The 24,430-nt window shown below is 60.3% G+C and carries 18 protein-coding genes; 9 read left to right on the top strand and 9 right to left on the bottom strand.

The features are described 5' to 3' along the window. Positions 1 to 19 precede the first annotated feature (19 nt). The 4 genes from KGB18_RS14595 to pvdM all read right to left on the bottom strand — a co-directional run bounded on the left by KGB18_RS14595 (position 20) and on the right by pvdM (position 5,554). On the bottom strand, positions 20 to 1,678 hold the full coding sequence (locus KGB18_RS14595) for a cyclic peptide export ABC transporter (RefSeq protein ID WP_223570143.1): 1,659 nt from the start codon (positions 1,676 to 1,678) through the stop codon (positions 20 to 22). A gap of 80 nt (positions 1,679 to 1,758) precedes the next feature. After that, on the bottom strand, positions 1,759 to 2,646 hold the full coding sequence (locus tag KGB18_RS14590) for a formylglycine-generating enzyme family protein (protein ID WP_123720422.1): 888 nt from the start codon (positions 2,644 to 2,646) through the stop codon (positions 1,759 to 1,761). A gap of 260 nt (positions 2,647 to 2,906) precedes the next feature. Further along, the gene (locus KGB18_RS14585; protein WP_201062514.1) at positions 2,907 to 4,187 is read right to left on the bottom strand and encodes an aminotransferase class V-fold PLP-dependent enzyme; all 1,281 of its coding nucleotides are present in this window, start codon (positions 4,185 to 4,187) and stop codon (positions 2,907 to 2,909) included. Next, on the bottom strand, positions 4,184 to 5,554 hold the full coding sequence (gene pvdM, locus KGB18_RS14580; protein WP_052963098.1) for a pyoverdine-tailoring dipeptidase-like protein PvdM: 1,371 nt from the start codon (positions 5,552 to 5,554) through the stop codon (positions 4,184 to 4,186). Before pvdM ends, KGB18_RS14585 begins: the two co-directional genes overlap by 4 nt. A gap of 253 nt (positions 5,555 to 5,807) precedes the next feature. On the opposite strand from pvdM, the gene KGB18_RS14575 reads away from it, so the two are divergent. Beyond that, positions 5,808 to 7,436 carry a PvdJ/PvdD/PvdP-like protein gene (locus KGB18_RS14575; RefSeq protein WP_123720419.1) on the top strand — a complete coding sequence of 543 codons (1,629 nt, stop codon included), beginning with the start codon at positions 5,808 to 5,810 and terminating at the stop codon, positions 7,434 to 7,436. Between the two features lie 130 nt (positions 7,437 to 7,566). Here the strand turns inward: KGB18_RS14575 and KGB18_RS14570 are convergent, their stop codons facing one another. From KGB18_RS14570 to KGB18_RS14560, 3 genes are read right to left on the bottom strand one after another with little or no spacing between them, the layout of a single operon-like run. Further along, positions 7,567 to 8,961: an efflux transporter outer membrane subunit gene (locus KGB18_RS14570; protein ID WP_223570142.1), complete on the bottom strand. Its 1,395-nt coding sequence runs from the start codon at positions 8,959 to 8,961 to the stop codon at positions 7,567 to 7,569. Positions 8,962 to 8,968: 7 nt separating this feature from the next. After that, positions 8,969 to 10,942, bottom strand: coding sequence for a MacB family efflux pump subunit (locus KGB18_RS14565; protein ID WP_223570141.1), 1,974 nt, complete (start codon positions 10,940 to 10,942; stop codon positions 8,969 to 8,971). After that, complete coding sequence (locus KGB18_RS14560; RefSeq protein WP_223570140.1) at positions 10,943 to 12,115, bottom strand: efflux RND transporter periplasmic adaptor subunit; 1,173 nt, start codon at positions 12,113 to 12,115, stop codon at positions 10,943 to 10,945. 333 nt (positions 12,116 to 12,448) lie between these two features. Here KGB18_RS14560 and KGB18_RS14555 point away from each other — a divergent pair, with 333 nt between their 5' ends. The 5 genes from KGB18_RS14555 (at position 12,449) to KGB18_RS14535 (ending at position 19,091) form a co-directional block, all read left to right on the top strand. Continuing rightward, on the top strand, positions 12,449 to 12,931 hold the full coding sequence (locus KGB18_RS14555; RefSeq protein ID WP_123720415.1) for a sigma-70 family RNA polymerase sigma factor: 483 nt from the start codon (positions 12,449 to 12,451) through the stop codon (positions 12,929 to 12,931). Between the two features lie 144 nt (positions 12,932 to 13,075). After that, a complete protein-coding gene (locus tag KGB18_RS14550; protein WP_223570139.1) occupies positions 13,076 to 14,413 on the top strand; it encodes a lysine N(6)-hydroxylase/L-ornithine N(5)-oxygenase family protein in 1,338 nt (445 codons plus the stop codon). Positions 14,414 to 14,737: 324 nt separating this feature from the next. Beyond that, positions 14,738 to 15,109 carry a hypothetical protein gene (locus KGB18_RS14545; protein WP_201062506.1) on the top strand — a complete coding sequence of 124 codons (372 nt, stop codon included), beginning with the start codon at positions 14,738 to 14,740 and terminating at the stop codon, positions 15,107 to 15,109. 154 nt (positions 15,110 to 15,263) lie between these two features. Next, complete coding sequence (locus KGB18_RS14540) at positions 15,264 to 15,884, top strand: response regulator transcription factor (RefSeq protein ID WP_123720412.1); 621 nt, start codon at positions 15,264 to 15,266, stop codon at positions 15,882 to 15,884. A gap of 12 nt (positions 15,885 to 15,896) precedes the next feature. Continuing rightward, positions 15,897 to 19,091: a transporter substrate-binding domain-containing protein gene (locus KGB18_RS14535; RefSeq protein ID WP_123720411.1), complete on the top strand. Its 3,195-nt coding sequence runs from the start codon at positions 15,897 to 15,899 to the stop codon at positions 19,089 to 19,091. A gap of 3 nt (positions 19,092 to 19,094) precedes the next feature. Here KGB18_RS14535 and dkgB read toward each other — a convergent pair whose 3' ends face one another. After that, positions 19,095 to 19,898 (bottom strand): 2,5-didehydrogluconate reductase DkgB, encoded by an 804-nt coding sequence (gene dkgB, locus KGB18_RS14530; protein WP_123720410.1) that lies wholly within the window; start codon positions 19,896 to 19,898, stop codon positions 19,095 to 19,097. 210 nt (positions 19,899 to 20,108) lie between these two features. Continuing rightward, the gene (locus KGB18_RS14525) at positions 20,109 to 21,017 is read right to left on the bottom strand and encodes a LysR substrate-binding domain-containing protein (protein WP_123720409.1); all 909 of its coding nucleotides are present in this window, start codon (positions 21,015 to 21,017) and stop codon (positions 20,109 to 20,111) included. A gap of 105 nt (positions 21,018 to 21,122) precedes the next feature. Here KGB18_RS14525 and KGB18_RS14520 point away from each other — a divergent pair, with 105 nt between their 5' ends. The 3 genes from KGB18_RS14520 to KGB18_RS14510 all read left to right on the top strand — a co-directional run bounded on the left by KGB18_RS14520 (position 21,123) and on the right by KGB18_RS14510 (position 24,412). Continuing rightward, on the top strand, positions 21,123 to 21,989 hold the full coding sequence (locus KGB18_RS14520) for a pirin family protein (RefSeq protein ID WP_123720408.1): 867 nt from the start codon (positions 21,123 to 21,125) through the stop codon (positions 21,987 to 21,989). Between the two features lie 128 nt (positions 21,990 to 22,117). Next, positions 22,118 to 22,744: an isochorismate family cysteine hydrolase YcaC gene (ycaC, locus tag KGB18_RS14515; protein ID WP_008011497.1), complete on the top strand. Its 627-nt coding sequence runs from the start codon at positions 22,118 to 22,120 to the stop codon at positions 22,742 to 22,744. A gap of 225 nt (positions 22,745 to 22,969) precedes the next feature. Next, the gene (locus tag KGB18_RS14510; RefSeq protein ID WP_223570138.1) at positions 22,970 to 24,412 is read left to right on the top strand and encodes a mechanosensitive ion channel family protein; all 1,443 of its coding nucleotides are present in this window, start codon (positions 22,970 to 22,972) and stop codon (positions 24,410 to 24,412) included. The last annotated feature ends 18 nt before the right edge of the window (positions 24,413 to 24,430 follow it).

Raw genomic sequence — 24,430 nt, 5'->3', positions numbered from 1 at the left:
GCAATGCTTCGGGCAGGTCTCAGGCCGTGGCGGCCGGGGCTTTTTCACTGATGACCTGACCCGCTTCCATGCGCACCAGTTGATCGGCGACATCGAAGTAACGGTCGTCGTGGGAAATGACGATGATGGTCTTGCCCAGGTACTTCAGTTCCGGCAGCAGTTCGGTGTAGAAAATTCGCCGGAAGACCGGATCCTGATCGGCCGCCCACTCGTCGAACACCAGCACCGGGCGCTCCTCTAGCCAGGCGTTCAACAGCGCCAGGCGCTTGCGCTGGCCGGTGGACAGATCGGTGGTGCTGAATGCGCCATCGCGGATGCTGACCTTGTGGGCGATTTCCAGGCGTTCCAGGTAACGGTTGGCGTCTTCGGGAACCTGCTGGTCGCCTTGCACCAGTTCATCAAACAGGAAGTAGTCGGCAAAAATCGTGGTGAACAACTGGCGATAATCGTCGCGGTTGCTGGCCAGTACCGGTGAGCCGTTGAGGATGATTTCACCGCCCTGTGGTGCGTAGAGGCCCAGCAGCAACTTGATCAGCGTGGTCTTGCCGCCGCCGTTCTCGCCGACGATGAAGACGATTTCGCCCTGGGCGATGGAGAGGTTGACCGGCCCGAGGGTGAAGGGTTTGCTGCCGTCCACCGGAGGGAACGCGTAATGCACGTCTCGCAATTCGAGGTGTTCGACGACCGTTTTGGGAGTGTTCTTGTCACTGAGCAGCAAGTGCGGCTCGGGCGAGGAAAACTGTTCGGCAAGGTCGGCAATACGCTTGAAGGCGATGTTGGCGCGGCTGACCACCGGCAGGGTGATGACCAGGTATTCCAGCGGACCTTTCATGTACAGCAACACCAGCACGAAACCGCTGAGGACCGCTTTATCGGTGCCCAGCCAGAACGATTGCAGGGCCAGCGCCAGGCCGATGACCACAAAAAACAGCATCGAACCGAAGGTCTTGGCCACCACGAACGTGTTGATCGAACGGATGTGGGTATTGCAGATGTAGTCGGCGGTGCCTTCGATGCGCTGGCTGAACATGCGTTGGCGGCGCGGGCGATGGATGCGCAGCTCCTTGGCGCCGGCCGCAATCGCGCTGTAGTGTTTTTGCAGTTCGTCTTCAGCCTCGCGAGCAGCTTCGAAGCCCTTGATGCCCTTGGCCCGGGCCACATATTGCACCACGGTGCCGATCACCAGCGCCACCAGCAACAGGGCAAACATCGGCAGCGACAGATAAGCCAGGTAGCTCAGGCAACCAAGGGTCACGGTGAAGGCAATGGCCAGCGGCGCAAAGGAGAAGGCGAAGCTGCTGACGGTGTCGACATCGTGGGTCAGAACCGGAATGAGCCGATGGCTGCGATACCGCTCGATCTGTTCGATCGGTGCCAACAGGACTTTCTCACCCAGGGATTTACGCAGCCCGGCAATGATGCGCTGCCCGACATGATTGGTGCCGATATCCGACAGAGTCGACGCCACCAGGGCCAGCACACACAGGCCGACAAACGTCACCAGCACACTGGCGGGTGGGCTGCCTTCGCCGTTCAGGGCGTTGTTGATGGTCGCAAGCAGGGCGGTAATGCTGAGTCCACCCAGCATGCCAAGCATGATCGACAGCACCACGACGACCCGAAAAGGCTTGAGCAGGCTGAGGACTTCACTGATGGCTCCGCGGGAATTCGAGGTCATGGGGGTTTCCGCTTCAAGTGCCGTTAAGGGCAGAAGTTCAAGGGTTGAGGTTCAAGAGTTGAGCTGTTCCTGGGCGCGCATCACAGGTCCCGCGCGACGCGAAAACCGATCCAGTCGCCACGGGTATCGGGGTAGGTGGCATTACGGTTGCCCGAACGCGAGAACACCGGTGCTTCACCCCAGTCATTGCCACGAATGCGCCGGGCCTTGCAGTCGCCGGTCAACCACGCGCTGCCATCGCTTGGTGCACCGGTGTAGTTCTCGTTGTAGCAATCGGCGGTCCACTCATAGACGTTGCCGTGCATGTCGTACACGCCGAAAGCGTTGGCCGGGAAACTGCCCGCCGGTGAGGTGAAGTTGTAACCATCGGCGGCGCCGTAGGTGTTGGCGTGTTTGGCGATGCTGTATTCCTTGCCTTCATCGAACGGGAAGGGGAACGGGCCACTGTTGCCCGCACGAGCGGCATACTCACGCAGCGATTCGCTGACCAGTCGATAGTGCTTGCCGGTCTTCTTCGAGAGCCAGGCCACGTAGGCATTGACCTCGGGGAAGTCCATGCACACCGCCGGATGCCTCGCGGTGCGTTCATAGCGGGGCACACCGGCCTTGCACTCGCGGCCCGGCCGGGTGTCGCCGTCGGGCATGACGTAACCGCTGTCGCGCAGGTACGCGTCCCACTCGCCGGCCAACACCTGAAAGCGGCTGATGGCCAAGGGTTTGGCGAAGGTTACCGGGTGCAACGGGCCTTCGTCGGGCTCGCGGCCCACCTCATTGTCCGGAGTGCCCATGGTGAAGGTTCCGGTGGGCAGCACCACCATCTCCGGGCAGTCCTTGCAGTCCTTGAAGATTTTCCCGGGCGGGGCAGGTGCTGCGGCCTGAACGGCGCCCGGCATCAGGCTTGCAACCACGGCGGCGAAGGCCAGTGCGGGGAGCGTCTTCAAGGAAAAACTACGCAGCTCACTGTTCATCATTGCTCTCGATAAAAAGTTAAAAGGAATCAGGGGCTGATGCCCGTCAGTTAAGTGAAGGCCAAGCCCTGTGGCGAGGGGGCTTGCCCCCGTTCGGCTGCGAAGCAGTCGCAAATCCGGTGCATGCGGTGTGCCTGGCAGAACGAGGGGTGCAGGTTTCAGGACTGCTTCGCAGTCCAACGGGGGCAAGCCCCCTCGCCACAGGTCTGCACTTGGCACATCCTTTTCTTAACTGACTGACATTCAACATGGGGTTGGGATCAGAGCTGTTTGTCGAGCAACGCCATGAAGCGGTCGACTTCAGCTTCGGTATTGAGCAGCCCCGGTGCTGTGCGGATCACCGGGCCAACGTCGCGCTCCACGGCATCGGCGATCACGCGGTTTTGCATTAGCCAGGCGGCGATCTTGTCGCTGTCCTGACCCTTGACCCGAAAGAAGCTGAAACCGGACGACAGCTCGGGACTCAGGGGCGTGACCAGTTCGATCTGCGGGTGCGCTTGCAGGCGTTTTTTCATATAGCTGTTCAAGGCATGGATACGCGCCTGAACATCGGCCTTGCCCAATTGCAAATGCAGTTTGAAGGCTTCGTTCAGCGCCCAACGGTGCTCGAACGAGTGGTAGCCGCCCGGTGTCATGGTGGTGGAGAACGCCGTGGCTTCGGAGAAGGTCGGGATGATCGGCGTGACGTATTTGACCTCTTCACTGCGGCTGCAAACGATGCCCGTGCCACGGGGGCCGAACATCCATTTGTGGGTGCCGGCGATGAAGAAGTCGCAGTTCATGGCTGGAAAACTCAGGTCCTCGACACCAAAACCGTGCACGCCGTCGACCAGGTAGATGATGCGGTCCTGCTCGCTGCGGTGGCGGTTGTGCTTGTCCACCAGCGCGCCGATTTGCGCGATCGGCAGTTTCACGCCGCTGCCGGAGTGCACCCACGTCATACCCAGTACACGGGTTTCGGGTTTGATGTTCTGGTCGATCGAGGCAAGGATCTCGGCTTTGGAGGCCGTCTGCGGATCCTTGAACAGCCTGATCTTGCGCACCCGAGTGCCGTCCCGTTGGGTGCGCAGATTGAGGATCGTGTGGGTCGCGTAATGCTCGTGGGCGGTGGTAAGGATTTCCTGGTCGGGGCGCACATGCACACCGCCATAAATCATCGCCAGGCCTTCGGTGGTGCTGCCGGTCAGCGCGATCTGTTTGGCATTGGCTTGCAGGTAACGACCTGCCCAGACGCGCACCTCTTCTTCGCGCTGCTCGATAACACCCAGGTCCCAGTCCATGGCAAGCCCAGGGTTTTTATCGAGGGCGGCGCGGTGCATCTCGATCGCTTCACGCACCGGTTTGGGGTGCGAGGTGATCAGGAAGTTGGAAAAGTGCAGGTAGTCCGGATCCTGGTCGAACAGTTGTCGCAGTTGCGCCCATTTGTCCCCTGGCAGCGAGGGCTGTGGGGTGGCGCTGGCAACGTTGTGCAGGCCCGCAGTCAGGGGCAGGCCGGCGGCGAGAATCCCGGCCTGTTTCAGAAAGGTTCGACGATCGCTCATGGTTTGCTCGTGCCTTGATGTGAAATCAGCGCCGGCTTGGCGGCTTTCTGTACCTGATCCCAGACCCGCAGGAAGTTGCCGCCCCAGAGCTTGGCGATGTCTGCTTCGGAGTAGCCGCGCGAGATCAGTTCCGCCGTGACGTTGCGAATTTCACCGACGTTCTTCCAACCCTTGACCCCGCCACCTTCGTTGAAGTCGGAGCTGATGCCGACATGATCAATGCCGATTTTTCGCACCGTGTAATCGATGGCGTCACCGAGGTCCTTGAGGGTGGCTTTGGGTTCTTCTTCAAGAATCGCGTAGAGGCGGCTGGCGTACTGGCCGAATTTTTTCTCGGACCAGGCGGCGATGACCGGATCACCCGGCATCAGGGCCATGGAGAGGTTCGGCAGGGGGGGCAGGTCGAACTGTTTGCGCAGTTCGTTGAGTTTGTCCTGGGTGGTCTGGGTCAGCGGTCGCAGGTATTGGGAGAAACCGACCACCTGCACCACGCCGCCGCTGTTCTTGATCAGCTGCAATTCCTTGTCGCTGAGATTGCGCGGGATATCGACCATCGCCCGTGGCGCCGAGTGCGAAGCCACCATCGGCGTGCGGCTCAATTGCGCGACTTGCTCCAAGGCCTTGGTCGACATTTGCGACACGTCGATGATCACGCCCAGGTCATTCAAGCGATGCACGGCTTGCTTGCCCAGGTCCGAGAGGCCGTCGAGGGCATCTGGCGAATCGTTGAAAAACGGCAAGGGACGCGAAGAGTCGGCCCAGTCGTTATTGCCGATGTAGCTGAAACCGAACATGCGCATGCCGCGTGCCGTCCACAAGTCCAGCAGGTTCAGGTCATGGCCCAGCGGGTAGGCATTGAGCATGCTGATGAAAATCGCGAACTTGCCTTCTCCGTGCAAACGACGGAAATCGTCGGGGGTGTAGGCAATGGCAACCTGATTGGGAAAGTCGCGGACCATGCCGGAAATAATCTTGTAGCGGATTTCCTGCTGGTTACGTGCTTCTTCGACGAAACCGGCGGTGGGTCTGTGCGGCGCGTTGGCGCCATTCCACAGTTCGGGCCAGCCGAAAATCGTCAGGGCCGCACCGGACAGGTGTCCGCGGTTGGCCTTGACCAGGTCGAACTGACCTTTGCCATCCTTGTCAGCCTCGTTGCCTTGGGTGCCGAAATTTTGCATCAGGCTGATGTGGCTATCGAAGGAGAGCATGCGCTCGTGCAACTCGTCGGCCTGTTTCATCACCTTGATCGGATAACCGAGGTTGTCCTTGAACCCGTAATACCAGACCGCGAAGCCTGCACCGGCGCTGATCGCCAGGGCCAACGGCAGGCCGATGTAAAGAGCCTTTTTCGAACGTGGTTTTGTCATCGCCATCTCAGTCAGGTTCGCCGCCCCGGTACAGGTGTTGGGGCCTTTGCTATCTGGGAGGAACGAGTGGCTGGCCAGGGAATTTAGGTGGCTTGCAAAAGATCGCAGCCTTCGGCAGCCCCTACAAAGGCACGGCGTACACCTGTAGGAGCTGCCGAAGGCTGCGATCTTTTAAGGCCTTCCATAAATTTGTAGAGGTAACAAACGTTCTAGCTTGGATAAAGCCTGCTTCATGGCTGACACAGGTAGGGCGATGACGATTTCTCGACGATGGTTCATGGCAGGCCTGGCGCTGACCGGCGCTGCTGTGCCTGCGGCTTTTTATGGGCATCGCGAATGGACGAAGCCAGACCCGACGATCACCCCGGGTGAAGCGACCGTCGACCTGGCGGATACCGCGGGTCAGCAGTTGGCCAACTCGCTGCGAGGCATCTGGGATATCCGCTTCGAAGGTTCCCGCGCGGGCCTCGACGGTTTACCGCAGAGCGGGCTGGAACTGTTTCTCGACATCGCCCAGCGCGGTCGCGGCCTGCGTGGTTGCCTCGATACCGCGCAACAGTTACGCAGCGAAACCGAGCCGCGTTACAGGGTGATCGGCGATCTGGTTTCGCCTGACGCCAGCCAGCTGTACTGGCGCCTGGTCGATACGCAATCGGCCACCGGCGCACCGGCTTATGAACTGGCGGTCGTGCTCGATGAGGTCTGGGCTGATTTCGGCAATGCCGGCAGTGGCACCCTCAGCGGGCGGGTCCTGCGTCTGGATCGCCCGCTCGGCTTGCCGGAACTGGACAATCGATTTGTCGCGCGCAAACGACTGTTCCCAGAAGCCCGAGAGCGTGTCGGTCTGAATCCGCCGTTGCTGGCGTGGCTGATTTCCCCTGAACACCGCTTGTTCCACCAGCTCTGGCACGCCACGCGGGACAAATGGCACAAACTCTCCGAAGACCAGCGGGGTGCCTTGCGCGGCATCGGCTGGCAGCCGGGCCCGCGGGGCGAGGAGCGCGATGCCCGTGGGCCGCGCAAAGACCGTAATGGCTCGGGGGTCGACTTTTTCTTCATGCACCGGCACATGCTCGGCACTGCGCGTTCGATGCAGGACCTGCCGTCCTGGCCGAGCTTCCCGATGCCGCAGCCGGAGCTTGAACGCGACCGTCAGGGCTTCGCCCGCTATTTCGACAATCACGATGGCACGGCGTTGCCACCCACCTGGCTGGCCGCCGAAGATACCGAGTACACGCGGTGGGTCAGCGACATCAAGACCGCCGAAACCTATCACAGCAATTTTCAGGTTTGGGAATCGCGCTACCGTGATCCGCGTTATCTGTCGAAGCTGACCCTGGGGCAGTTCGGCTCAGAGATTGAGCTAGGCCTGCACGACTGGCTGCACATGCGCTGGGCCTCGGTGCCGCGCGATCCATCCAACGGTCAGCCGGTGCCTTTTGCTCGGGATCCAGCGGACTTTTCCGCGCGTTGGTATGCACCGGAAAACGACTTTCTCGGTGACCCGTTTTCATCCCACGTGAGCCCGGTGTTCTGGCACTTCCACGGCTGGATCGACGATCGTCTGGAAGACTGGTTCCGCGCTCACGAGCGCTTCCATCCGGGGGAGGTCAGCCGGCTCGAGGTCAATGGCGTGCCCTGGTTCGCCCCCGGTCGCTGGGTTGAAGTCGATGATCCGTGGCTCGGCCCGAGTACCCACGGTTGCAGCACCACGCCGGGATTACAGGCCGGCAAGTCGGTAGAAATGGACCCGGAAACCATGAAGCTGGCGCTGCGCATCACCTTCGGTACTGACGAAAAGAAACTCGCCGGGTTGCTTCGCCGCGTGCCGCAACGGCCGTGGTATGCGCGGAATCTGAAGGTCAAGCCGATTACCAGCTAAGACCGAGTCATCGTTCAATCGCGGGCAAGCCCGCTCCCACAGGGATCCGTGTCGTACACAAATAGTGTGAACACCACCAAACACTGTGGGAGCGGGCTTGCCCGCGATAGCGGTTTAACTGTCACCACTATTACAACGCCTGCCACCCCCCACCCAACGCCTTATACAACGCAATGCTCGCCTGCAACCGCGACAACCGCAGCTGCACATTCGAATCTTGTGCCGCATACAACGTGCGCTGGGTTTCCAGCACCGTCAGCAAATCCTCGGCCCCAGCCTGATAGCGGCTTTGAGCGATGTTGAACGCGGTCTGCGCCTGGTTCAGCTCTTCGCGTTGCCACTCCCGCTGCTCATCCAGGCCACGAATGCTGTTGAGGGCTTTTTCGACGTCGGCGAAACCGTTGATGATCGCGCCTCGATAGGTTTCCAGCAGTTCTTGTTGACGGGCCGTGGCCTTGTCGCGCTCGACGCCGAGGCGGCCGTTGTTGAAGATCGGCGCGACCAGTCCGGTGGTCAGGTTGTAGAACGGGCTGCGCAGAATATCGTTGGCCGTGTTGGCGCCCGAGCCGATGCTGGCGCTCAGGGTCACGGCGGGCAGCATGGCGGCGCGAGCGACAGTGACGTTGGCCTGGGCGGCGGCCAGTTGCGCTTCGGCGCGGGCGATGTCCGGGCGGCGGCTGAGCAGTTCGCTGGGCAGCCCGGCACCGATGGCTGGCCACTGAAGTTGAACGAAGGACTCCTGGCTCGGCGGCAGTTGCTGGACCGGCCGGCCAAGGAGGGCGGCGAGGCTGATCAGTACATCCTGGGCTTGCTGTCGAATCAGCGGCAGTTGCCGTTGTTGGGCCGCCACCAGGCTTTTCTGTTGCGCCAGTTCCAGTGCGGTGGCCGAACCCGAATCGAAACGGGTCTGCACCAGTTTCAGGACATTCTGTGCGTTGGCCAGGTTCAGCGCGGCAATGCGACTCTGTTCATCCAGCGACAAGGCTTGCGCGTAACTGTTGGCAACCCCGCTGAGCAAGGTCAACTCAACCGTAGCCTGATCAAACTCGCTGGCTCGCAGACCGAATTGCGCACTGTCCCGGGACGCGCGTTTGCCGCCCCAGAAGTCAATTTCGTAACTGGCGCTGAGGTTGGCGTCGAAAAAATCCACGGCCTTGTCGTTGCTGTCGACATCAAGTTGGCTGTAGCCCTTGCCATGCAGCAGTTTCTGGCGGTTGGCGTTGATGCCGGCCTTGACCTCCGGCAGCTGCGAGCCGCCAGCAATCACCGTGTCGGCCTGGGCCTGGCGCACTCGAGCGATGGCGGCAGCCAGGTCATGACTGTCGACGCGTGCCTGTTCGATCAAACGATCAAGCTGCGGGCTGCCGAACTGCGTCCACCATTGCCGACTGTTCTGGGAAGCGCTTTCGCGGTGTGGCGATTGCCAGGCGGGCGGTGGTTGAATGCCGCTGTCCGGGCGCGGAGCGGGGTGGCTGCACGCGCCGAGTAACAGGCAAAGGGTCAACAGGCTCAGTTGCGGTTTCATAGATCGATCATTCACTGGTAAGGGCCGTGACCGGGTCGAGCCGGGCAGCTTTGCGGGCCGGCATGAAGCCGAAGACAACGCCGGTGATCAGTGCGCAGGCGAAGGCGCCGATGACGGCGGCCAGGGAAAAGGCGACCGCGACTTCGCTGAGCACCAATACGCCGCCGACGATCAGCGCCAGGGCGATCCCGGCGATCCCGCCGACCACCGAGAGCATCACCGCTTCAGTGAGGAACTGGCGCAGGATGTCGCGCTGACGGGCACCGGTGGCCATGCGGATACCGATCTCCCGGGTCCGTTCGCGCACGGTCATGAGCATGATGTTCATCACCCCGATCCCGCCCACCAGCAGCGAGATCGCCGCAATCGAACCGAGCATCAGCGACAGCGTATTCTGTGTGCTGGCCTCGGCCTGAATCATCGCGGCATTGTTGGTGAGTTCGAAATCGTGTTTGCCGTTATGCAGGCGCAGCATCAACTGCTCGATAGCTTTTTCGGTCTCCTTGACCTTGCGCGCGTCGGCTGCGGCAATGGCCACGTATTCGGGGTTGTGGGTGCCGAACAGCCGGACACTGGCCGCCGAGTAGGGCACCGCAATCCGGTTGTCGCTGTCGGAATCGCCGGAACTGGCGCCTTTTTCCGCGAGCACGCCGACGACCTGAAAGGGCACGTTTTCGATCAGGATGTATTGGCCGATGGGGTTGGCGACATCTTTGAGTAGCTTGGTGCGTACCTTATGGCCGATCACCGCGACCGCCGCCGCGTTGTGTTCATCAGCCTCGGTGAAGTAACTGCCCTGGACCACCGGCCAGTTGAAGATCGCCGGAAAATTGGTGTCATTGCCGCCGACATAACTCAGGTGGTCGAGGTTGCCGAAGCGTACCCCGGCTTCGGCACCGTTGACCGGCATGATCCGCATGACCTGCGGCAGGCTGGCCAGCGCCGCGACGTCATCGAGCGTCACGATGCCCGGTGGTGTGCGCGGGTTGGGGGCTGAGCCGCTGAGGTAAATGATGTTCGAACCGAAGGCGCCCATCTGTGCCATCACCTGACGCTTGCTGCCTTCGCCGACGGCCAGCATCACCACCACCGAGGCGACGCCGATGATGATCCCTAGCAACGTCAGGGCGGTGCGGAAGCGATTGATCCACATCACCCGCCAGGCCGCGTGTACCGCATCCACCAGTTCACCTTTCCAGGCCCCGGTGGCCTCGGCACCTTCGGTCAGCCGCTTGCGCAAATCCACCGCTTGCAGCGCACCGGGATTGGCCGATGTCTGGGCGGCGGGGTTGTCGCTGGCGCTGTCGCTGATGATCAGGCCGTCACGGATTTCGATGACGCGTTTGGCCCGCGCCGCCACGTCACGGTCGTGGGTGATGAGGATCACCACGTGACCCTGGCTCGCCAGTTCATCAAGCAGGGCCATGACCTCGGCTCCGCTGTGGCTGTCGAGCGCGCCGGTGGGTTCGTCGGCGAGGATGATGTGGCCGCCGTTCATCAAGGCGCGAGCGATGGACACCCGTTGCTGCTGCCCGCCGGAGAGCTGGTGCGGACGGTTGCCGGTGCGTGACGCCAGGCCGAGCCGATCGAGCAGGGCGGCGGCGCGAGCGTGACGTTCAGCTGCTGGGGTGCCGGCGTAGATCGCCGGCATCTCAACGTTTTCCTGGGCCGAGCCGGACGGGATCAGGTGATACCCCTGAAACACGAAACCGAACGCTTCGCGGCGCAACCAGGCCAGTTCATCGCTGTCGAGTCGGGCGACGTTTTCTCCCGCGAACAGATACTCGCCGGACGTCGGCCGGTCGAGGCAGCCGAGGATATTCATCAGCGTCGATTTGCCGGAGCCGGACGCACCGACGATCGCCACGAACTCCCCGGCGTGGATCGACAGGTCAATGCCGCGCAATACGTGAACTTCGGGCACGTCGCCGCCACCGTAGGATTTGCGAATGTCCTGCAGGTCGATCAGAGGCGTTTGCATTCAGCCTCCGCTGCCGTCGGTGGGACCGATCAACAGGTGATCGCCTTCATCCAGACCGTCGAGGATCTGCACCTTCAGGCGATCGCTGATGCCGGTACGCACGGTGCGTTGCTCGATGTCACCGTTTTGGGCGACGACTCGAGCCGATTGACTGTCTGCTTGCGGGCCGCCCTGCAAGGCCGCGACCGGCGCGGTAAGGACGTTTTTTGCCTGATTGGAAACGAAGAACACTTGGGTGGTCATTTCCGCCATTAGCGCATTGTCGGCGTTGTCGACGTCCAGCAGCACCGTGTACAGCACCACGCGGGCAGTCCCGCTTTTATTGGAACTGGCCGGGCTGCCGCCGCCCCGGCTGGTCTGGTCCAGCGGTTTGGGCGGTATCGGCAAGATCTGCCGTACCGTGCTGCTCCAGCGCCGATTGCCACCGCTGAGCGTGGTGAACCAGGCGGTCATGCCGGGTTTGACGTGTCCGATATCAGCCTCCGAAACCTCGGCCCAGACGGTCATGGGCGACAGTTTGGCGATGCGCAGGATGAGTGGCGTCTGTTGCTGGGCGTTGAGGGTCTGGCCTTCCCGGGCATCGAGGGCGACGACGGTTCCGCTCATCGGTGCGTAAATGCGCGTATAGCCGAGTTCGGCCTGATCGCTGCGCAGGCTGGCCTGGGCCTGGCGGATCTGCGCCTCAAACATGTCGATGCGCGCCTGGGTTGTGCGCAGTTCGGCCTGGGCCGTCTGCACATCTTCGTCGCGTGTGGCGCCGCCGGCGGCGAGGTTCTGTTGGCGTTGATATTTCTGCCGGGCCAGATCGTGCTGTGCCCGTTGCTCCTGAAGCTGCGCCTTGAGGTTGTCAATGGAAAAACGCCCGGCGTCGAGTTTGGCCTGTTGGGTGGAAGGGTCTATTTCCACCAGCAACTGGCCTTCCTTGACCACGTCACCGACCTCCACATGAATCTTGTGAATCTGCCCCGAGGCCTGGGCACCGACATCGACATAACGCCGCGGTTGCAGAGTCCCCAATGCCGTGACGCTGCTTTCAATGTCGCCGCGAGCGACCTGGATCGTGGCGAACCGATCTCGACCGGGAGGCAGGACCTGCCAGGCCGCGACGGCGATAACGGGGATCAGACAAAGGGCTACAAGCAGGGCGCGTCGGGTGTGACGGGGACGTTTCATGCAGGGTTCCGGCCAATAGGAATCGGCCCGTCGCTCAGCTGGCGTGCAAAATCTGCCGACAGCCGAACGCTGTCGGAGGGCCGACAGACACGGGGAGCTGTCCTGTAAACGATGAAGGCGGCGGGGAATTTAAGCGTGGACGTATCGAGTTACGAGCAAGGGTTACAGGTATAGGACAGCACTATTTATCAAGCAAATAGAAACAGCGCTTTAAATCTATATGAGAATTACTATAAATTACACACTCGAAACTGCCACCATCGTGCCACTGCCTGCCTGGCGGTCGCGGATCTGGTTCAAGGATAGAAACCGCACCCTGTGCGGCCGGGAGTCATGTTGGAAAACTACTATCGCGAGCTGGTGTGTTTCCTGAACGCCAAGCTAGGCAACCGTCAGGTGGCCGAAGATGTGGTGCATGACGCTTATCTGCGGGTGCTGGAGCGTTCCAGTGAGACGCCGATCGAACAACCCCGGGCGTTTCTTTATCGCACCGCGCTCAATCTGGTGATTGACGACCATCGACGCAATGCCTTGCGTCAGGTTGAATCCCTGGACGTGCTCGACAGCGAAGAGCGCTATTTCACGCCATCCCCCCACAACAGTATCGATCACGGCCAGCGTCTGGACATGCTCCAGCGCGCACTGGCGGAGTTGCCACGGTTGTGTCGCGAGAGTTTTCTTTTGCGCAAGATCGATGGCTTGTCGCACCCGGAAATCGCCGAGCAGCTGGGTATTTCCCGGGCGCTGGTGGAAAAGCACATCGTCAATGCCATGAAGCATTGCCGGGTGCGAATGCGTCAGTGGGACGCTCACTGATCGCCACCGTTTAATCAGGCCTCGCTAAATTTTTTTTCATTGTCCTCGTTCCTATTCAACAGACGATCTGCTGCCACCAAAGGCCGGTCAGGTCACCCAGGCTTTATCCCCGCTGGCCCGGGGTTCATCCAGAGGACACTGGAAATGACACAGGCAATTGCATCGCCCATCGTTCACGACCTGATCGGCGTCGGTTTCGGCCCTTCGAACCTGGCTCTGGCCATCGCCCTGCAAGAGCGCGGGCCGAGCCAGGGCCAGCTGGATGTGTTGTTTCTCGACAAGCAGGCGGACTACCGCTGGCATGGCAACACCCTGGTCACCCAGAGCGAACTGCAGATTTCCTTTCTCAAGGATCTGGTGACACTGCGTAACCCGACCAGTCCGTATTCCTTCGTCAATTACCTCAAGCACCACGGTCGTCTGGTGGACTTCATCAACCTCGGCACCTTCTATCCGTGCCGCATGGAGTACAACGACTACCTGCGCTGGGTCGCCGGGCAATTTACCGAGCAGAGCCGTTATGGCGAGGAAGTGCTGGCCATCGAGCCGGTGCTGCACCAGCAGCAGGTCGAGGCACTGCGAGTGATCTCGCGTGATACGCAAGGTCAGCAGCATGTTCGCACCACCCGTTCGGTAGTGGTCAGCGCCGGCGGTACACCGCGCATTCCCGAAGCGTTCAGGGCACTCAAGGATGACGGCCGGGTGTTCCACCACTCCCAGTATCTGGAGCGCATGGCCAAGCAGCCGTGCGTGAACAACCAACCGATGAGCATCGCGATCATCGGCGGCGGGCAGAGTGCGGCGGAAGCCTTCATTGACCTGAACGACAGCTTCCCGTCGGTGCAGGTGGACATGATTCTGCGTGGCTCGGCCCTGAAGCCGGCCGATGACAGCCCTTTCGTCAACGAAGTGTTCTCGCCGGAGTTCACCGACCTGGTGTTCCAGCAGGCCAGTAGCGAACGCGAGCGCCTGGTCAACGAGTACCACAACACCAACTATTCGGTGGTGGACATCGACCTGATCGAACGCATCTACGGCATCTTCTACCGTCAGAAAGTCTCGGGCATTGCGCGTCATGCATTCCGTACCCTGACCACTATTGAAAAAGCCACCGCCACCGAGCGCGGCATCGAGCTGGCGGTACGCAACAATGCCACCGGCGAAGTCACCGTTCGTTGCTATGACGCCGTGGTGCTGGCCACCGGTTACGAGCGCCAGATGCACCGCAAACTGCTGGCACCGCTGGAACAATACCTGGGCGATTTCGAGGTTGATCGCAACTACAAACTGATCACCGACGAACGTTGCAAGGCCGGCATCTACATGCAGGGCTTCTGCCAGGCCAGCCACGGCTTGAGCGACACCTTGCTGTCGATCCTGCCGATCCGTGCCGATGAAATCGCCGGTTCGCTGTATGACCATGGCAAGTCGTGGGGGCATGGCCGGTCGGTGATGGATTTGTTGTTGGCCACTGCCAGCTAAATTTTCGGCGCCTGCCAAGCCGCTATCGCGGGCAAGCCCGCTCCCACAGTTTGATCTTCAGTCACCAAATCTGTGTTCACTGAAGATCCCTGTGGGAGCGGGCTTGCCCGCGATGGGGCCCTCGAAAGCACCACAAATCCAGAATCCTCAACCCTCCTGAAGAATCCCGCACTGCAACGGCGCGGCGAATCCCGCCCCGTTCCCTGAGAGCCATGTACTGAAGGGATAAGTGACACAGCTTTTAGGAAACGTCCTACAGAACGCTTCATGGCTCTTGCGTAGTCTTGCCGCCTCACTCATCAGGCATTGACCTGGAGGCACGCGATGACCAACAAAACCTTGCGTATCCTGATCGCCGACGAACAGCACTTTCACCGGATGAAAACCGAACGGCTGTTCAATCAGCTCGATTACTACAGGGTGGCGCCGGTACAAAGCCTTGCGGAGATGCTGACCCTGGTCGAATACGGCTGCGAGCCATTTGATCTGGTCGTCATCAATGCCTCGCTGGCGGGTGGGACACTGGACCTGCCTGGGTTCTTTCTCGATAACCGCCAGGTGCGTCATGCCTTGATTTACGCTTCGGCGCTGCCGGATTTTGCGTCCATTCAACGGCTGATGACGCTCATCGATCCACCTGCGTGTGAAGCTGCACCAGCCTTGAATCAAGAGCGATATCGGCAACGGATCGGTTGATTTTCGGGGCTACCGTTCGTCGGTACTATCACTTCTGTCAGGTACATTCTTTCTGCCTTCCATGCAAAAGTCTTAGCGCAGCCGTTGCGTCTGGTTCGTCGTTATCCGGCATGTATTCGTGCGCAATCGTCAGGTTTTTGCACAGGGAGTTTCCATGAAGTCAGTGCTGATTGTGGACGATCATCCGGTGGTACGCGCCGCAGTCAAAATCGTACTGGAGAAGGAGGGTTTCAAACGGATTCATGAGGCTGCCAGCGGTAGCGAGGCGTTGTCGATGCTGCGAGAGCATTCACCCTCGCTGGTGGTGCTGGATCTGGTCATGCCCGAAGGCGACGGGCTGGAACTGCTGGACCGGATCAGGACCGGTGATTGGTCATGTCAGGTACTGGTTTTCACGTCCCTGGATCCGCTGTTTTTTCAAGAGCGTTGCATGCGCGCCGGAGCCATGGCGTATGTCTCCAAGACCAACGTCCTGAGTCAATTGCAAAAGGCCGTGCATGCGGTCATGACCGGCTACACCTATTTCGCACGACTGCCTTCGGGTTCGCAGAACCCCCTGCAACGCAGCGAAAAACAGATGATCGACAAACTCTCCAACCGTGAACTGACGATCCTGCAATACCTGGCCCGGGGCATGACCAACAAGGCGATCGGCGAGCTTATGCACTTGAGCCACAAGACTGTCAGCACCTACAAGACTCGCTTGATCGAAAAGCTCGGGGTGAACGCAGCGGTGCACTTGCGCGATTTTGCCAAGCGCAATCATCTGATCTGAGTGAGCCCGATCATGCGCATGTTGCTGTTGGCCTTGGCACTGAGTCTTTTAACGCAGTTGCCTGCGGCGATGGCTGACGAGCCGCAGCGGTTGCACCTGTTGGGGCGCTCCACGGCGGAGGGTTTTCAGGTCAAGCTGGACGAACAGGACTGGCAATGGCTGCGCGATAAACGGGCCTTGCGCCTGGGGGTGACGGGGGCGGATTACCCGCCGTTCGAAGTGACGCGCCACCGCGATGAGCTGGAGGGCATCACGGCCGATTACGCCGAACTGCTGGGGCAACTGCTGCATGTCAAAATCGACGTGCTGCGTTATGCCACCCGTGAAGCCGCCATGGACGCCCTCAAACGCCATGAGCTGGATCTGCTCGGAACATCGAACAACTTCGAAGCGGCCGACCCCGCACTGACCCGGTCCCGAGCCTATGCCGAAGATCAGCCGATGCTGGTCACCCGACTGGACGAGCGAATGCCCGTCGACCTTGCCGGCAAACGTATCGCCATGGTCGATGACTATTTGCAGGCGCAGACCGTTGAAGCGTTTTATCCCGATGCAAGTTTGCAGCGTTATCCCTCGGCACTCGACGCGCTCGGAGCGGTAGCGTTCGGGCCAGACGATGTGTACCTCGGCGACTTCATCAGCGCCAATTACCTGATCAACAATAACTACCTCAACAATGTGCATCTGGCGGGGCCTTCCGGTCTGGATGCCAATCCGTTCGGCTTCGCTTTGGCGATGGACAACCCGCGTCTCAAAAGCATCATCGACAAGGCCCTGGCGGCGATTCCGATGGAACAGCGCGTGGTCATCGAGGTGCGCTGGAGTGCCGGCAGGGCCAACACGGCGGGGCAACAGCAGGTGCGTTTGAGTCCCAGTGAACAACGCTGGCTGGACCGGCATCCGGCGGTCACTGTCGGCGCGATCGACAACTTTGCCCCACTGACGTTCTACGATGCCCAAGGCCGGCTCAGCGGGTTGACGGCGCAGTTGCTGATGCTGATCAGCCAGCGCAGCGGTTTGACCTTTCAGATGCAACGCGGCCGCTCACTGGACCGGCAAATCGAGCAACTCCAGAACGGCGAGATCGACCTGTTGCCTGTGGTCACCCCCAGCACCGAGCGCGAAGACGCGTTGCTGTTTACCCGCGCCTACCTCAGCAATCCATTTGTGCTGGTCAGTGCAACGACCACGGGCAGCCCCAGGACGCTGGACGATCTGGCCGGTAAACGCCTGGCGATTTATCGCGGTCATCCGTTGTTCGGGTTCATCCAGGCCCGGGCGCCGCAGGTGCGTCTGGTCGAGGTGCAAAGTCCGGCCGAGGGCATGGAATGGGTGATCAAGGGGCAGGCAGATGCGACGCTCAGTTCATTGATCGTCGCCCGTTACCTGATCGCTCGGCATTACCCTGATCGTCTGCGCGTTAGCAGCACCGTGGGCGATCAACCCGCTCGTATCGCCTTGGCCACCCGCCGCGGCGCGCTGGAGTTGCACTCGATTCTGAACAAGGCGTTGCTGAGCATTTCGCCTCAGGAAATGGACGATCTGGTGGCCCGCTGGAGTCATGATGTGGTGTTGGATGACAGCTATTGGCTGCGTCATCGTCAGGGCATTCTTCAGGCGTTTGCCGTGGCTGGCGCCTTGCTGTTGCTCGCCCTGGGCTGGATCGCCTGGCAGCGCCGGCAGATCCGCCAGCGTCAGCAGTGGGTGCAGCAGTTGCAGGATGCCAAGAACGAGGCGGACGATGCCAATCGCGCCAAAACCACTTTTCTGGCAACCATGAGTCATGAGATCCGCACGCCGATGAATGCCCTGATCGGCATGCTTGAATTGGCCCTGAAACGTGCCGACGAGGGCATCCCCGATCGTTTTGCCATTGAGGTGGCGTCCGGTGCCGCACAACAATTGCTGGCGCTGATCGGTGACATTCTGGACATCGCCCGCATCGAGTCGGGGCATTTATCCCTGACACCTGAGCGGGCCAATCTTCGGCGGCTGGTGGAATCGGTGAGTGGGGTTTTCGAAGGCCTTGCGCGGCAGAATGAACTGACGTGGCGAATCGATCTGGATGAACACAGCGACTGCGACGTGTTGATCGACCCCACCCGTTTCAAGCAGGTGCTGTCCAATCTGCTGAGCAATGCGATCAAGTTCACCCGTGAGGGCGAGGTGAGCCTGACGCTGCGGGTGACGCCCGTGACGCCGGAGCATCTGGCGGTCAGTGTGCGCATTGAAGACACCGGCATTGGCATCAGCAACGTCGATCGGCAACGGTTGTTCAGCCCGTTCGCCCAAGCCAGCAATAACCAGCAGTCAGCTCGCGGCGGCTCCGGGTTGGGCCTGGTGATCAGCCGCACCCTGTGCGAAATGATGGGTGGCCGGTTGCAACTCGACAGTGTCCTCGGGCAAGGCACACAGGTTGACATCAACCTTGAGCTGATCGCACTGCAACCGTTGCCTTCCATTGAGGCAGTGAATAGCGGGTTGCAGGTGCGCTCACTGACGATTCTGGTGGTCGACGATCACCCGGCTAATCGATTGTTGCTTTCACGACAACTGAGCCACCTGGGGCATCGTGTTCAGGAAGCCGAAGAGGGCGAGCGGGGGCTTGAGCTGTGGCGCGAACATGAGTTTGATCTGGTGGTTACCGACTGCAATATGCCGAGGCTCAGTGGTTATGAACTGGCGGGTGCAATCCGCGATGAAGAGCGCGCCCAGGGATTAACGTCGACGCTGATTCTGGGCTTTACCGCCAATGCGCAGCCCGAGGAAAAAATCCGCTGCCTGGAGGCCGGGATGGACGACTGCCTGTTCAAACCCATCCTGCTGGCGGATTTGAGCGCATGGTTGGCGTCCAGGTTTGCAAGCGAAGCGCAATCGATACCCGAGATAGACCTGAGTGGTCTGGAGCAATACATCGGTGCGGACCGTACGCTGCTCGATCATCTGGTGCGCGAACTGGTTGTGACCAATCGGACCGATCGTGAGGATCTGCTTCAGGCGCACGCCAGTGGTAATTGCGATGACCTGCGAGACCTGGCACACCGCATCAAGGGCGGTGCGCGCATGGTCCGGGCGGAACGTTTGGTCAAGGGCTGCGAGCAATTGGAGCGTGTGATTGACAAGGCTGACAAGGCGGCACTCGACAAAGCCGTCCGCCAGCTGGAGGACGCCATGTCATCGCTGGATAAGCGTTTAAGCCAGAGCTGAAGCTCAATCCCACTGCGGCGCAATACCTTTGGGGCTGGTCAGCCGCTGGCCGCGATCCAGGTCTGCGATCAGCGCCATGTCGGCATCGCTCAGGGGCAGGGCGCAGGCTTGCAGATTGCTTTGCAGGTTGGCGCGTTTGGTGGAGGAAGGAATCACCGCGTGCCCCAGTTGCATGGCCCACGCCAGCGTGACTTGGGCTGGTGTCGCCTGAAGGCGATCGGCGATCTGCTGGATGAGCGGATCCTTCAGCACTTCGCCGTAGGCCAGGGTCATGTAAGAGGTGATCTGAATGCCTTGGCTTTGGGCGAATTCGACAACCTTGCGGTTTTGCAGGTACGGGTGCAGCTCGATCTGGTTGGTGGCGATGTTCTCGGCACCGATGGCGGCAATGGCCTGTTGCATCAGGTCGACCGTGAAGTTGGACACGCCGATCTGCCGGGTCAGGCCCAGTCGTTTGGCTTCGAGCAGCGCACCCATGAATTCTTCGACCGGCACCTGATTTTCCGGCGACGGCCAGTGGATCAGCGTCAGGTCCAGGTAATCGGTTTGCAGTTTATTCAGGCTCTCTCTGAGGCTGTCGATCAACCGGTCTTTGGCAAAGTTGGCGACCCAGATTTTGCTGGTGATGAACAGCTCTTCACGAGCAATGCCGCTGGCCGTGATGGCGTGACCGACCTCGGCTTCGTTTTCATAGATTTGCGCGGTATCGATGACCCGGTAACCCAGCTCAAGACCAGTGCTCACCGAATCGATGACCACCTGGCCTTGCAGGCGAAACGTACCAAGACCGAATGCGGGGATAGACATCAATGACTCCAGGGGTTGTAGTGGGAATGAGCGGGAGTATCCCCGGCTCTACCCTTGAGAAAAACCGCTGGATCGGCAAAGCACTGTTTACCGTAAGTCATGAATGGACCGTTGAAAGGTCAAAAGATCGCAGCCTTCGGCAGCTCCTACGGGAGTACGCCTATCCTCTGTAGGAGCTGCCGAAGGCTGCGATCTTTTGATCTGCTGCTCTTAAGCAATATCACTATGGCTGAATTCCTCACCCAGAAAGTCGATCAAGGTCCGCACCGACGGCAACAATCCGCGTCGTGACGGGAAGATCGCGTGCACGATCCCGCACTTGGGTGTCCAGCCCGGCACCAGTTCCACCAGTCGCCCGGCAGCAATGTCATCACGCACCACCACGCTAGGCAGATGGGCGATGCCGATGCCGGCGAGCACTGCATGACGCAAGGCCAGCAAGTCGTCGGTGACCATCCGCGGGGTATGACGAATCAGCGCGCTGGCGCCATCGGCACCGAACAATTCCCACTGATATTCACGCTGCGCGCCACCCCAATGCACGCTCGGCAGACCGCTGAGATCAGCCGGCGTGGCCGGCGACGACAAGCGCTGCAAAAACGCCGGAATGCCCACCAGGCATTGGGTGCTGTTGCCCAGCACCTTCATCACCATGTCGGTGTTTTCCAGCGGTGGAAAGCGCACGCGCAGAGCGATATCGAACCCTTCATGGATCAGATCGACCCGGCGGTTGGTGCTTTCGATAAACAACTCCACCAACGGGTATTTGAGCATGTAGCGGGTCAGCATCGGCCCGACCCAGGAATTCAGCAGCGCCGTCGGGCAACTGATGCGCACCAGGCCCTGGGGTTCGGAGCGATTGCGTTCGATCAACTCGGCGGCGCTTTCGGCTTCCACCCGCATGGCCAGGCAACGCTGGTAATAAGCCTGGCCGATTTCGGTCAACGAGCAATGCCGGCTACTGCGGTGCAGCAAGCGCACACCGAGGCGCTCTTCGAGCTCGGCGATGCGTCGGCTGAGCTTGGATTTGGGCATGTCCAGCGCGCGCCCGGCCGGGGCGAAACCGTGGTGTTCCACCACTTGGGTGAAGTAGTACAGGGTGTTGAGGTCTTCCACCATCGTTCTCCAAATAGAACGCTAAGGCTGATTTTTGCAGTCTAGCGCAGCAAAGGCGTCGGTTTTAAGCTTTGTCCATCGCGTCACACAACAGATTTGGAGGAAAAGATGAAAAACATCATCGGTATCTACACCAGCCCACGACCTCATTGGGTCGGCGACGGTTTTCCGGTTCGCACGCTGTTTTCCTACGACAACCTGGGCAAACACATCAGCCCGTTTCTGCTGCTGGATCACGCCGGTCCCGCCGAATTCACCCCGACCACCGAGCGTCGTGGCGTTGGTCAGCATCCGCACCGTGGTTTCGAAACCGTGACTATTGTTTACAAGGGCGAAGTGGAACACCGCGACTCCACTGGCAGCGGCGGCAAGATCGGCCCCGGCGATGTGCAATGGATGACCGCGGCCTCGGGGATTCTTCATGAAGAGTTCCACTCCGAAGGTTTCGCCAAGAGCGGCGGCACTCTGGAAATGGTGCAGCTGTGGGTCAACCTGCCGGCCAGGGACAAGATGGCCGAGCCTGGTTACCAGACGATTCTCGACGGTGACATCCCGAGCATCCCACTGAAGAACAACACTGGCAGCTTGCGTTTGATCGCCGGTGAGTTCGAAGGCCACAGCGGCCCGGCGCGCACCTTTACGCCAATCGACGTATGGGACGTTCGTTTGAACGCCGGCAAGTTGCTGACCCTGGATCTGCATGAAGGGCGCAACACGGCGCTGGTGGTGCTGCGTGGCACGGTTCAGGTCAATCAAAAGGAACTGGTGCGTGAAGGGCAGTTGGCGTTGTTCGAACGCGACGGTGATCAGCTCAGTCTGGAAGCCAATAACGACGCCGTGGTGCTGCTGCTCAGCGGCGATCCGATCGACGAGCCCATCGTCGGCCATGGCCCGTTCGTGATGAACACCGAGCAAGAAATTCACCAGGCCTTTGCCGACTTCCAGTCGGGCCAGTTCGGCCGGATGAGCGATTGAAATCATTGTTGTAGCGCTGTGGCGTCCCGGGCTTGTCTGACTACGCTTGCCTGGCCGCGTTGAAACGAAAAAACAGAGTTCACTTAACGCCGGCCCGTTCGGCATCGATAAAAAGCGAGGATTACCCCATGACTACTTCCTACAAACGTCTCGACAAGGATAACGCCGCCGTTCTGCTGGTGGATCATCAGGCTGGTTTGCTTTCTCTGGTGCGCGACATCGATCCGGATCGTTTCAAGAACAACGTGCTGGCCCTGGCCGACCTGGCCAAGTACTTCAAGCTGCCAACGATTCTGACCACCAGTTTTGAAACCGGCCCCAATGGCCCACTGGTACCGGAACTCAAGGCATTGTTCCCGGACGCGCCGTACATCGCTCGCCCTGGTCAGATCAACGCCTGGGACAATGAAGATTTCGTCAAGGCGATCAAGGCCACCGGCAAGAAACAACTGATCATCGCGGGTGTGGTGACTGAGGTTTGCGTGGCATTCCCGGCACTGTCGGCCCTGGCCGAAGGCTTTGAGGTGTTCGTGGTGACCGATGCGTCCGGCACGTTCAACGAACTGACCCGTCAATCGGCATGGGATCGCATGTCGTCCTCCGGTGCCCAGTTGATGACCTGGTTCGGCCTGGCCTGTGAACTGCATCGCGACTGGCGCAACGACGTGGAAGGTCTGGCGACCCTGTTCTCCAACCATATCCCGGACTACCGCAACCTGATGACAAGCTACAACACCCTCACCAACAGCAAGTAAACCCTGGCAGCACATGCACACATATCCTGTGGGAGCGGGCTTGTGTGGCGAGGGGGCTTGCCCCCGTTCGAGTGCGCAGCGCTCGCAGGTCTTGGGTCCGCTGCGCAGCCCAACGGGGGCAAGCCCCCTCGCCACACAAGCCCGCTCCCACAGTGTTTTGTGTTGTTCTGAAGACATCAAATCCTCCTACACTGTGCCCATCCGTACTACTACTGGAGTTGCTTGATGCTGTCACTGCTTACCGATCACCCGTTGCTCAGCGCGCTGATTCTGATCCTGATCGATCTGGTGTTGTGGCGTTTGATCACCGCCAGCGGCAGCAATTGGAAACTGGCGGTGCGGCTGGTGATTTTCTCATTGTTCAGCGTGCTGCTGTTCAACGAAGGCTTGAACCCCATGGCGCCGGCGCCCTGGGTCGACAATGTACCGTTGCACCTGGCGGCGACCGGTTTGCAGATCGGCTGGTGGCTGTACGCAGCGCGCACCCTGACGGTGTTGCTCGGCGCGGTGATGATGCAGCGGGTCGGGCACACCGGGCGTTTGTTGCAGGACTTGCTCGGCGCGGTGATTTTCCTGATCGCGGTCATCGCTGCCCTGGCATACGTACTCGAGTTGCCGGTCAAGGGCGTGCTGGCAACGTCCGGCGCGTTGGCTATCATCGTCGGCCTAGCCTTGCAAAGTACCCTCAGCGACGTGTTCTCCGGGATCGTCCTCAACACCACCAAACCCTATCAACTGGATGACTGGATCTCCATCGATGGCACCGAAGGCCGGGTCATCGACATCGACTGGCGCGCCACGCGCCTGCAAACCGCGCAAGGCAGCATGGCGGTGATCCCCAACTCCCTGGCAGCCAAGGCCAAGATCATCAACTTCAGCCGGCCCAGTGACATTTTCGGGGTGTCGATCAGCTTGCAGGTAAGCCCCCACGCGCGTCCGCAAACGGTGATTGATGCACTGGAGCGGGCCATGCAGGGGTGCCGCTTTCTGTTGAACAAACCGGCACCGAGTGTCTCGTTGAAAAGCTCTGGCAGCACCGGCGTGGAATACGAAATCAGTGGCTTCGTGATCTCCATGGATCAGAAGCGCATGGTGCGTAATCAACTGTTCGACCTGGCGTTCCGGCACCTGCAGGCGTCCGGGGTCAGCCTGTTGTCGAGCGTCGAACCCAACGCGCCTGCTGCACTGTCACAGCCGCGGGCGCTGCTGGAAAGCTCGAACATCTTCTCGACCCTGCGTCAGGAAGAGAAAGAAACCTTCAGCCAGAACATGAAGCTGCAAACCTTCCGTGCCGGTGAAATGATTTTGCCGGCGGGGGAGGTCAGCGATCATCTGTTCATCATCGAGTCGGGCGTGGTGTCAGTCACCCTGAGTCGCGGCGGTACCAAGTTCGAAGCCGGGCGCATGGGGCCGGGTGAAGTGATCGGCGAGGCCGGGATTCTTTCCGATGAATCGGCGCTCGCCGACTTTACGGCCAAGACCTTTTGCACGCTCTACCGCATCGAGAAGGAATACCTCAAGCCGTGCCTGGACGCGCGGCATGACATCAGCGAAGCAATGAAGGCGTTGTTCGATTACCGGATGCATGCGGCTCAGACGCTGATTCAGGAGGTGCCGAAGGTGGTGGCGAAAAAGGGGTTTTTGCAGTGGTTACGTAGCCGCGCTTGACACGCCAATTGCATTGGC

Origin of the sequence: Pseudomonas sp. BF-R-26 (genome assembly GCF_019947395.1) — a bacterium.
Classification (GTDB): Bacteria; Pseudomonadota; Gammaproteobacteria; order Pseudomonadales; family Pseudomonadaceae; genus Aquipseudomonas; species Aquipseudomonas farris.
Note: the sequence above shows the minus strand (reverse complement) of the source record. Positions and strands in the feature narration are given on the sequence as shown.

Bases quoted from the DNA above. Each gene is read 5' to 3' on its own strand.
- KGB18_RS14545 (WP_201062506.1), top strand. From the start codon at position 14,738: ATGACCAACAAAACCTTGCGTATCCTGATCGCCGACGAACAGCACTTT.
- KGB18_RS14560 (WP_223570140.1), bottom strand. From the start codon at position 12,115: ATGAAACGTCCCCGTCACACCCGACGCGCCCTGCTTGTAGCCCTTTGT.
- dkgB (WP_123720410.1), bottom strand. From the start codon at position 19,898: ATGTCTATCCCCGCATTCGGTCTTGGTACGTTTCGCCTGCAAGGCCAG.
- KGB18_RS14540 (WP_123720412.1), top strand. From the start codon at position 15,264: ATGAAGTCAGTGCTGATTGTGGACGATCATCCGGTGGTACGCGCCGCA.
- KGB18_RS14565 (WP_223570141.1), bottom strand. From the start codon at position 10,942: ATGCAAACGCCTCTGATCGACCTGCAGGACATTCGCAAATCCTACGGT.
- KGB18_RS14520 (WP_123720408.1), top strand. From the start codon at position 21,123: ATGAAAAACATCATCGGTATCTACACCAGCCCACGACCTCATTGGGTC.
- KGB18_RS14555 (WP_123720415.1), top strand. From the start codon at position 12,449: ATGTTGGAAAACTACTATCGCGAGCTGGTGTGTTTCCTGAACGCCAAG.
- KGB18_RS14590 (WP_123720422.1), bottom strand. From the start codon at position 2,646: ATGAACAGTGAGCTGCGTAGTTTTTCCTTGAAGACGCTCCCCGCACTG.
- ycaC (WP_008011497.1), top strand. From the start codon at position 22,118: ATGACTACTTCCTACAAACGTCTCGACAAGGATAACGCCGCCGTTCTG.
- pvdM (WP_052963098.1), bottom strand. From the start codon at position 5,554: ATGACAAAACCACGTTCGAAAAAGGCTCTTTACATCGGCCTGCCGTTG.
- KGB18_RS14595 (WP_223570143.1), bottom strand. From the start codon at position 1,678: ATGACCTCGAATTCCCGCGGAGCCATCAGTGAAGTCCTCAGCCTGCTC.
- KGB18_RS14575 (WP_123720419.1), top strand. From the start codon at position 5,808: ATGACGATTTCTCGACGATGGTTCATGGCAGGCCTGGCGCTGACCGGC.
- KGB18_RS14535 (WP_123720411.1), top strand. From the start codon at position 15,897: ATGCGCATGTTGCTGTTGGCCTTGGCACTGAGTCTTTTAACGCAGTTG.
- KGB18_RS14585 (WP_201062514.1), bottom strand. From the start codon at position 4,187: ATGAGCGATCGTCGAACCTTTCTGAAACAGGCCGGGATTCTCGCCGCC.
- KGB18_RS14510 (WP_223570138.1), top strand. From the start codon at position 22,970: ATGCTGTCACTGCTTACCGATCACCCGTTGCTCAGCGCGCTGATTCTG.
- KGB18_RS14525 (WP_123720409.1), bottom strand. From the start codon at position 21,017: ATGGTGGAAGACCTCAACACCCTGTACTACTTCACCCAAGTGGTGGAA.
- KGB18_RS14570 (WP_223570142.1), bottom strand. From the start codon at position 8,961: ATGAAACCGCAACTGAGCCTGTTGACCCTTTGCCTGTTACTCGGCGCG.
- KGB18_RS14550 (WP_223570139.1), top strand. From the start codon at position 13,076: ATGACACAGGCAATTGCATCGCCCATCGTTCACGACCTGATCGGCGTC.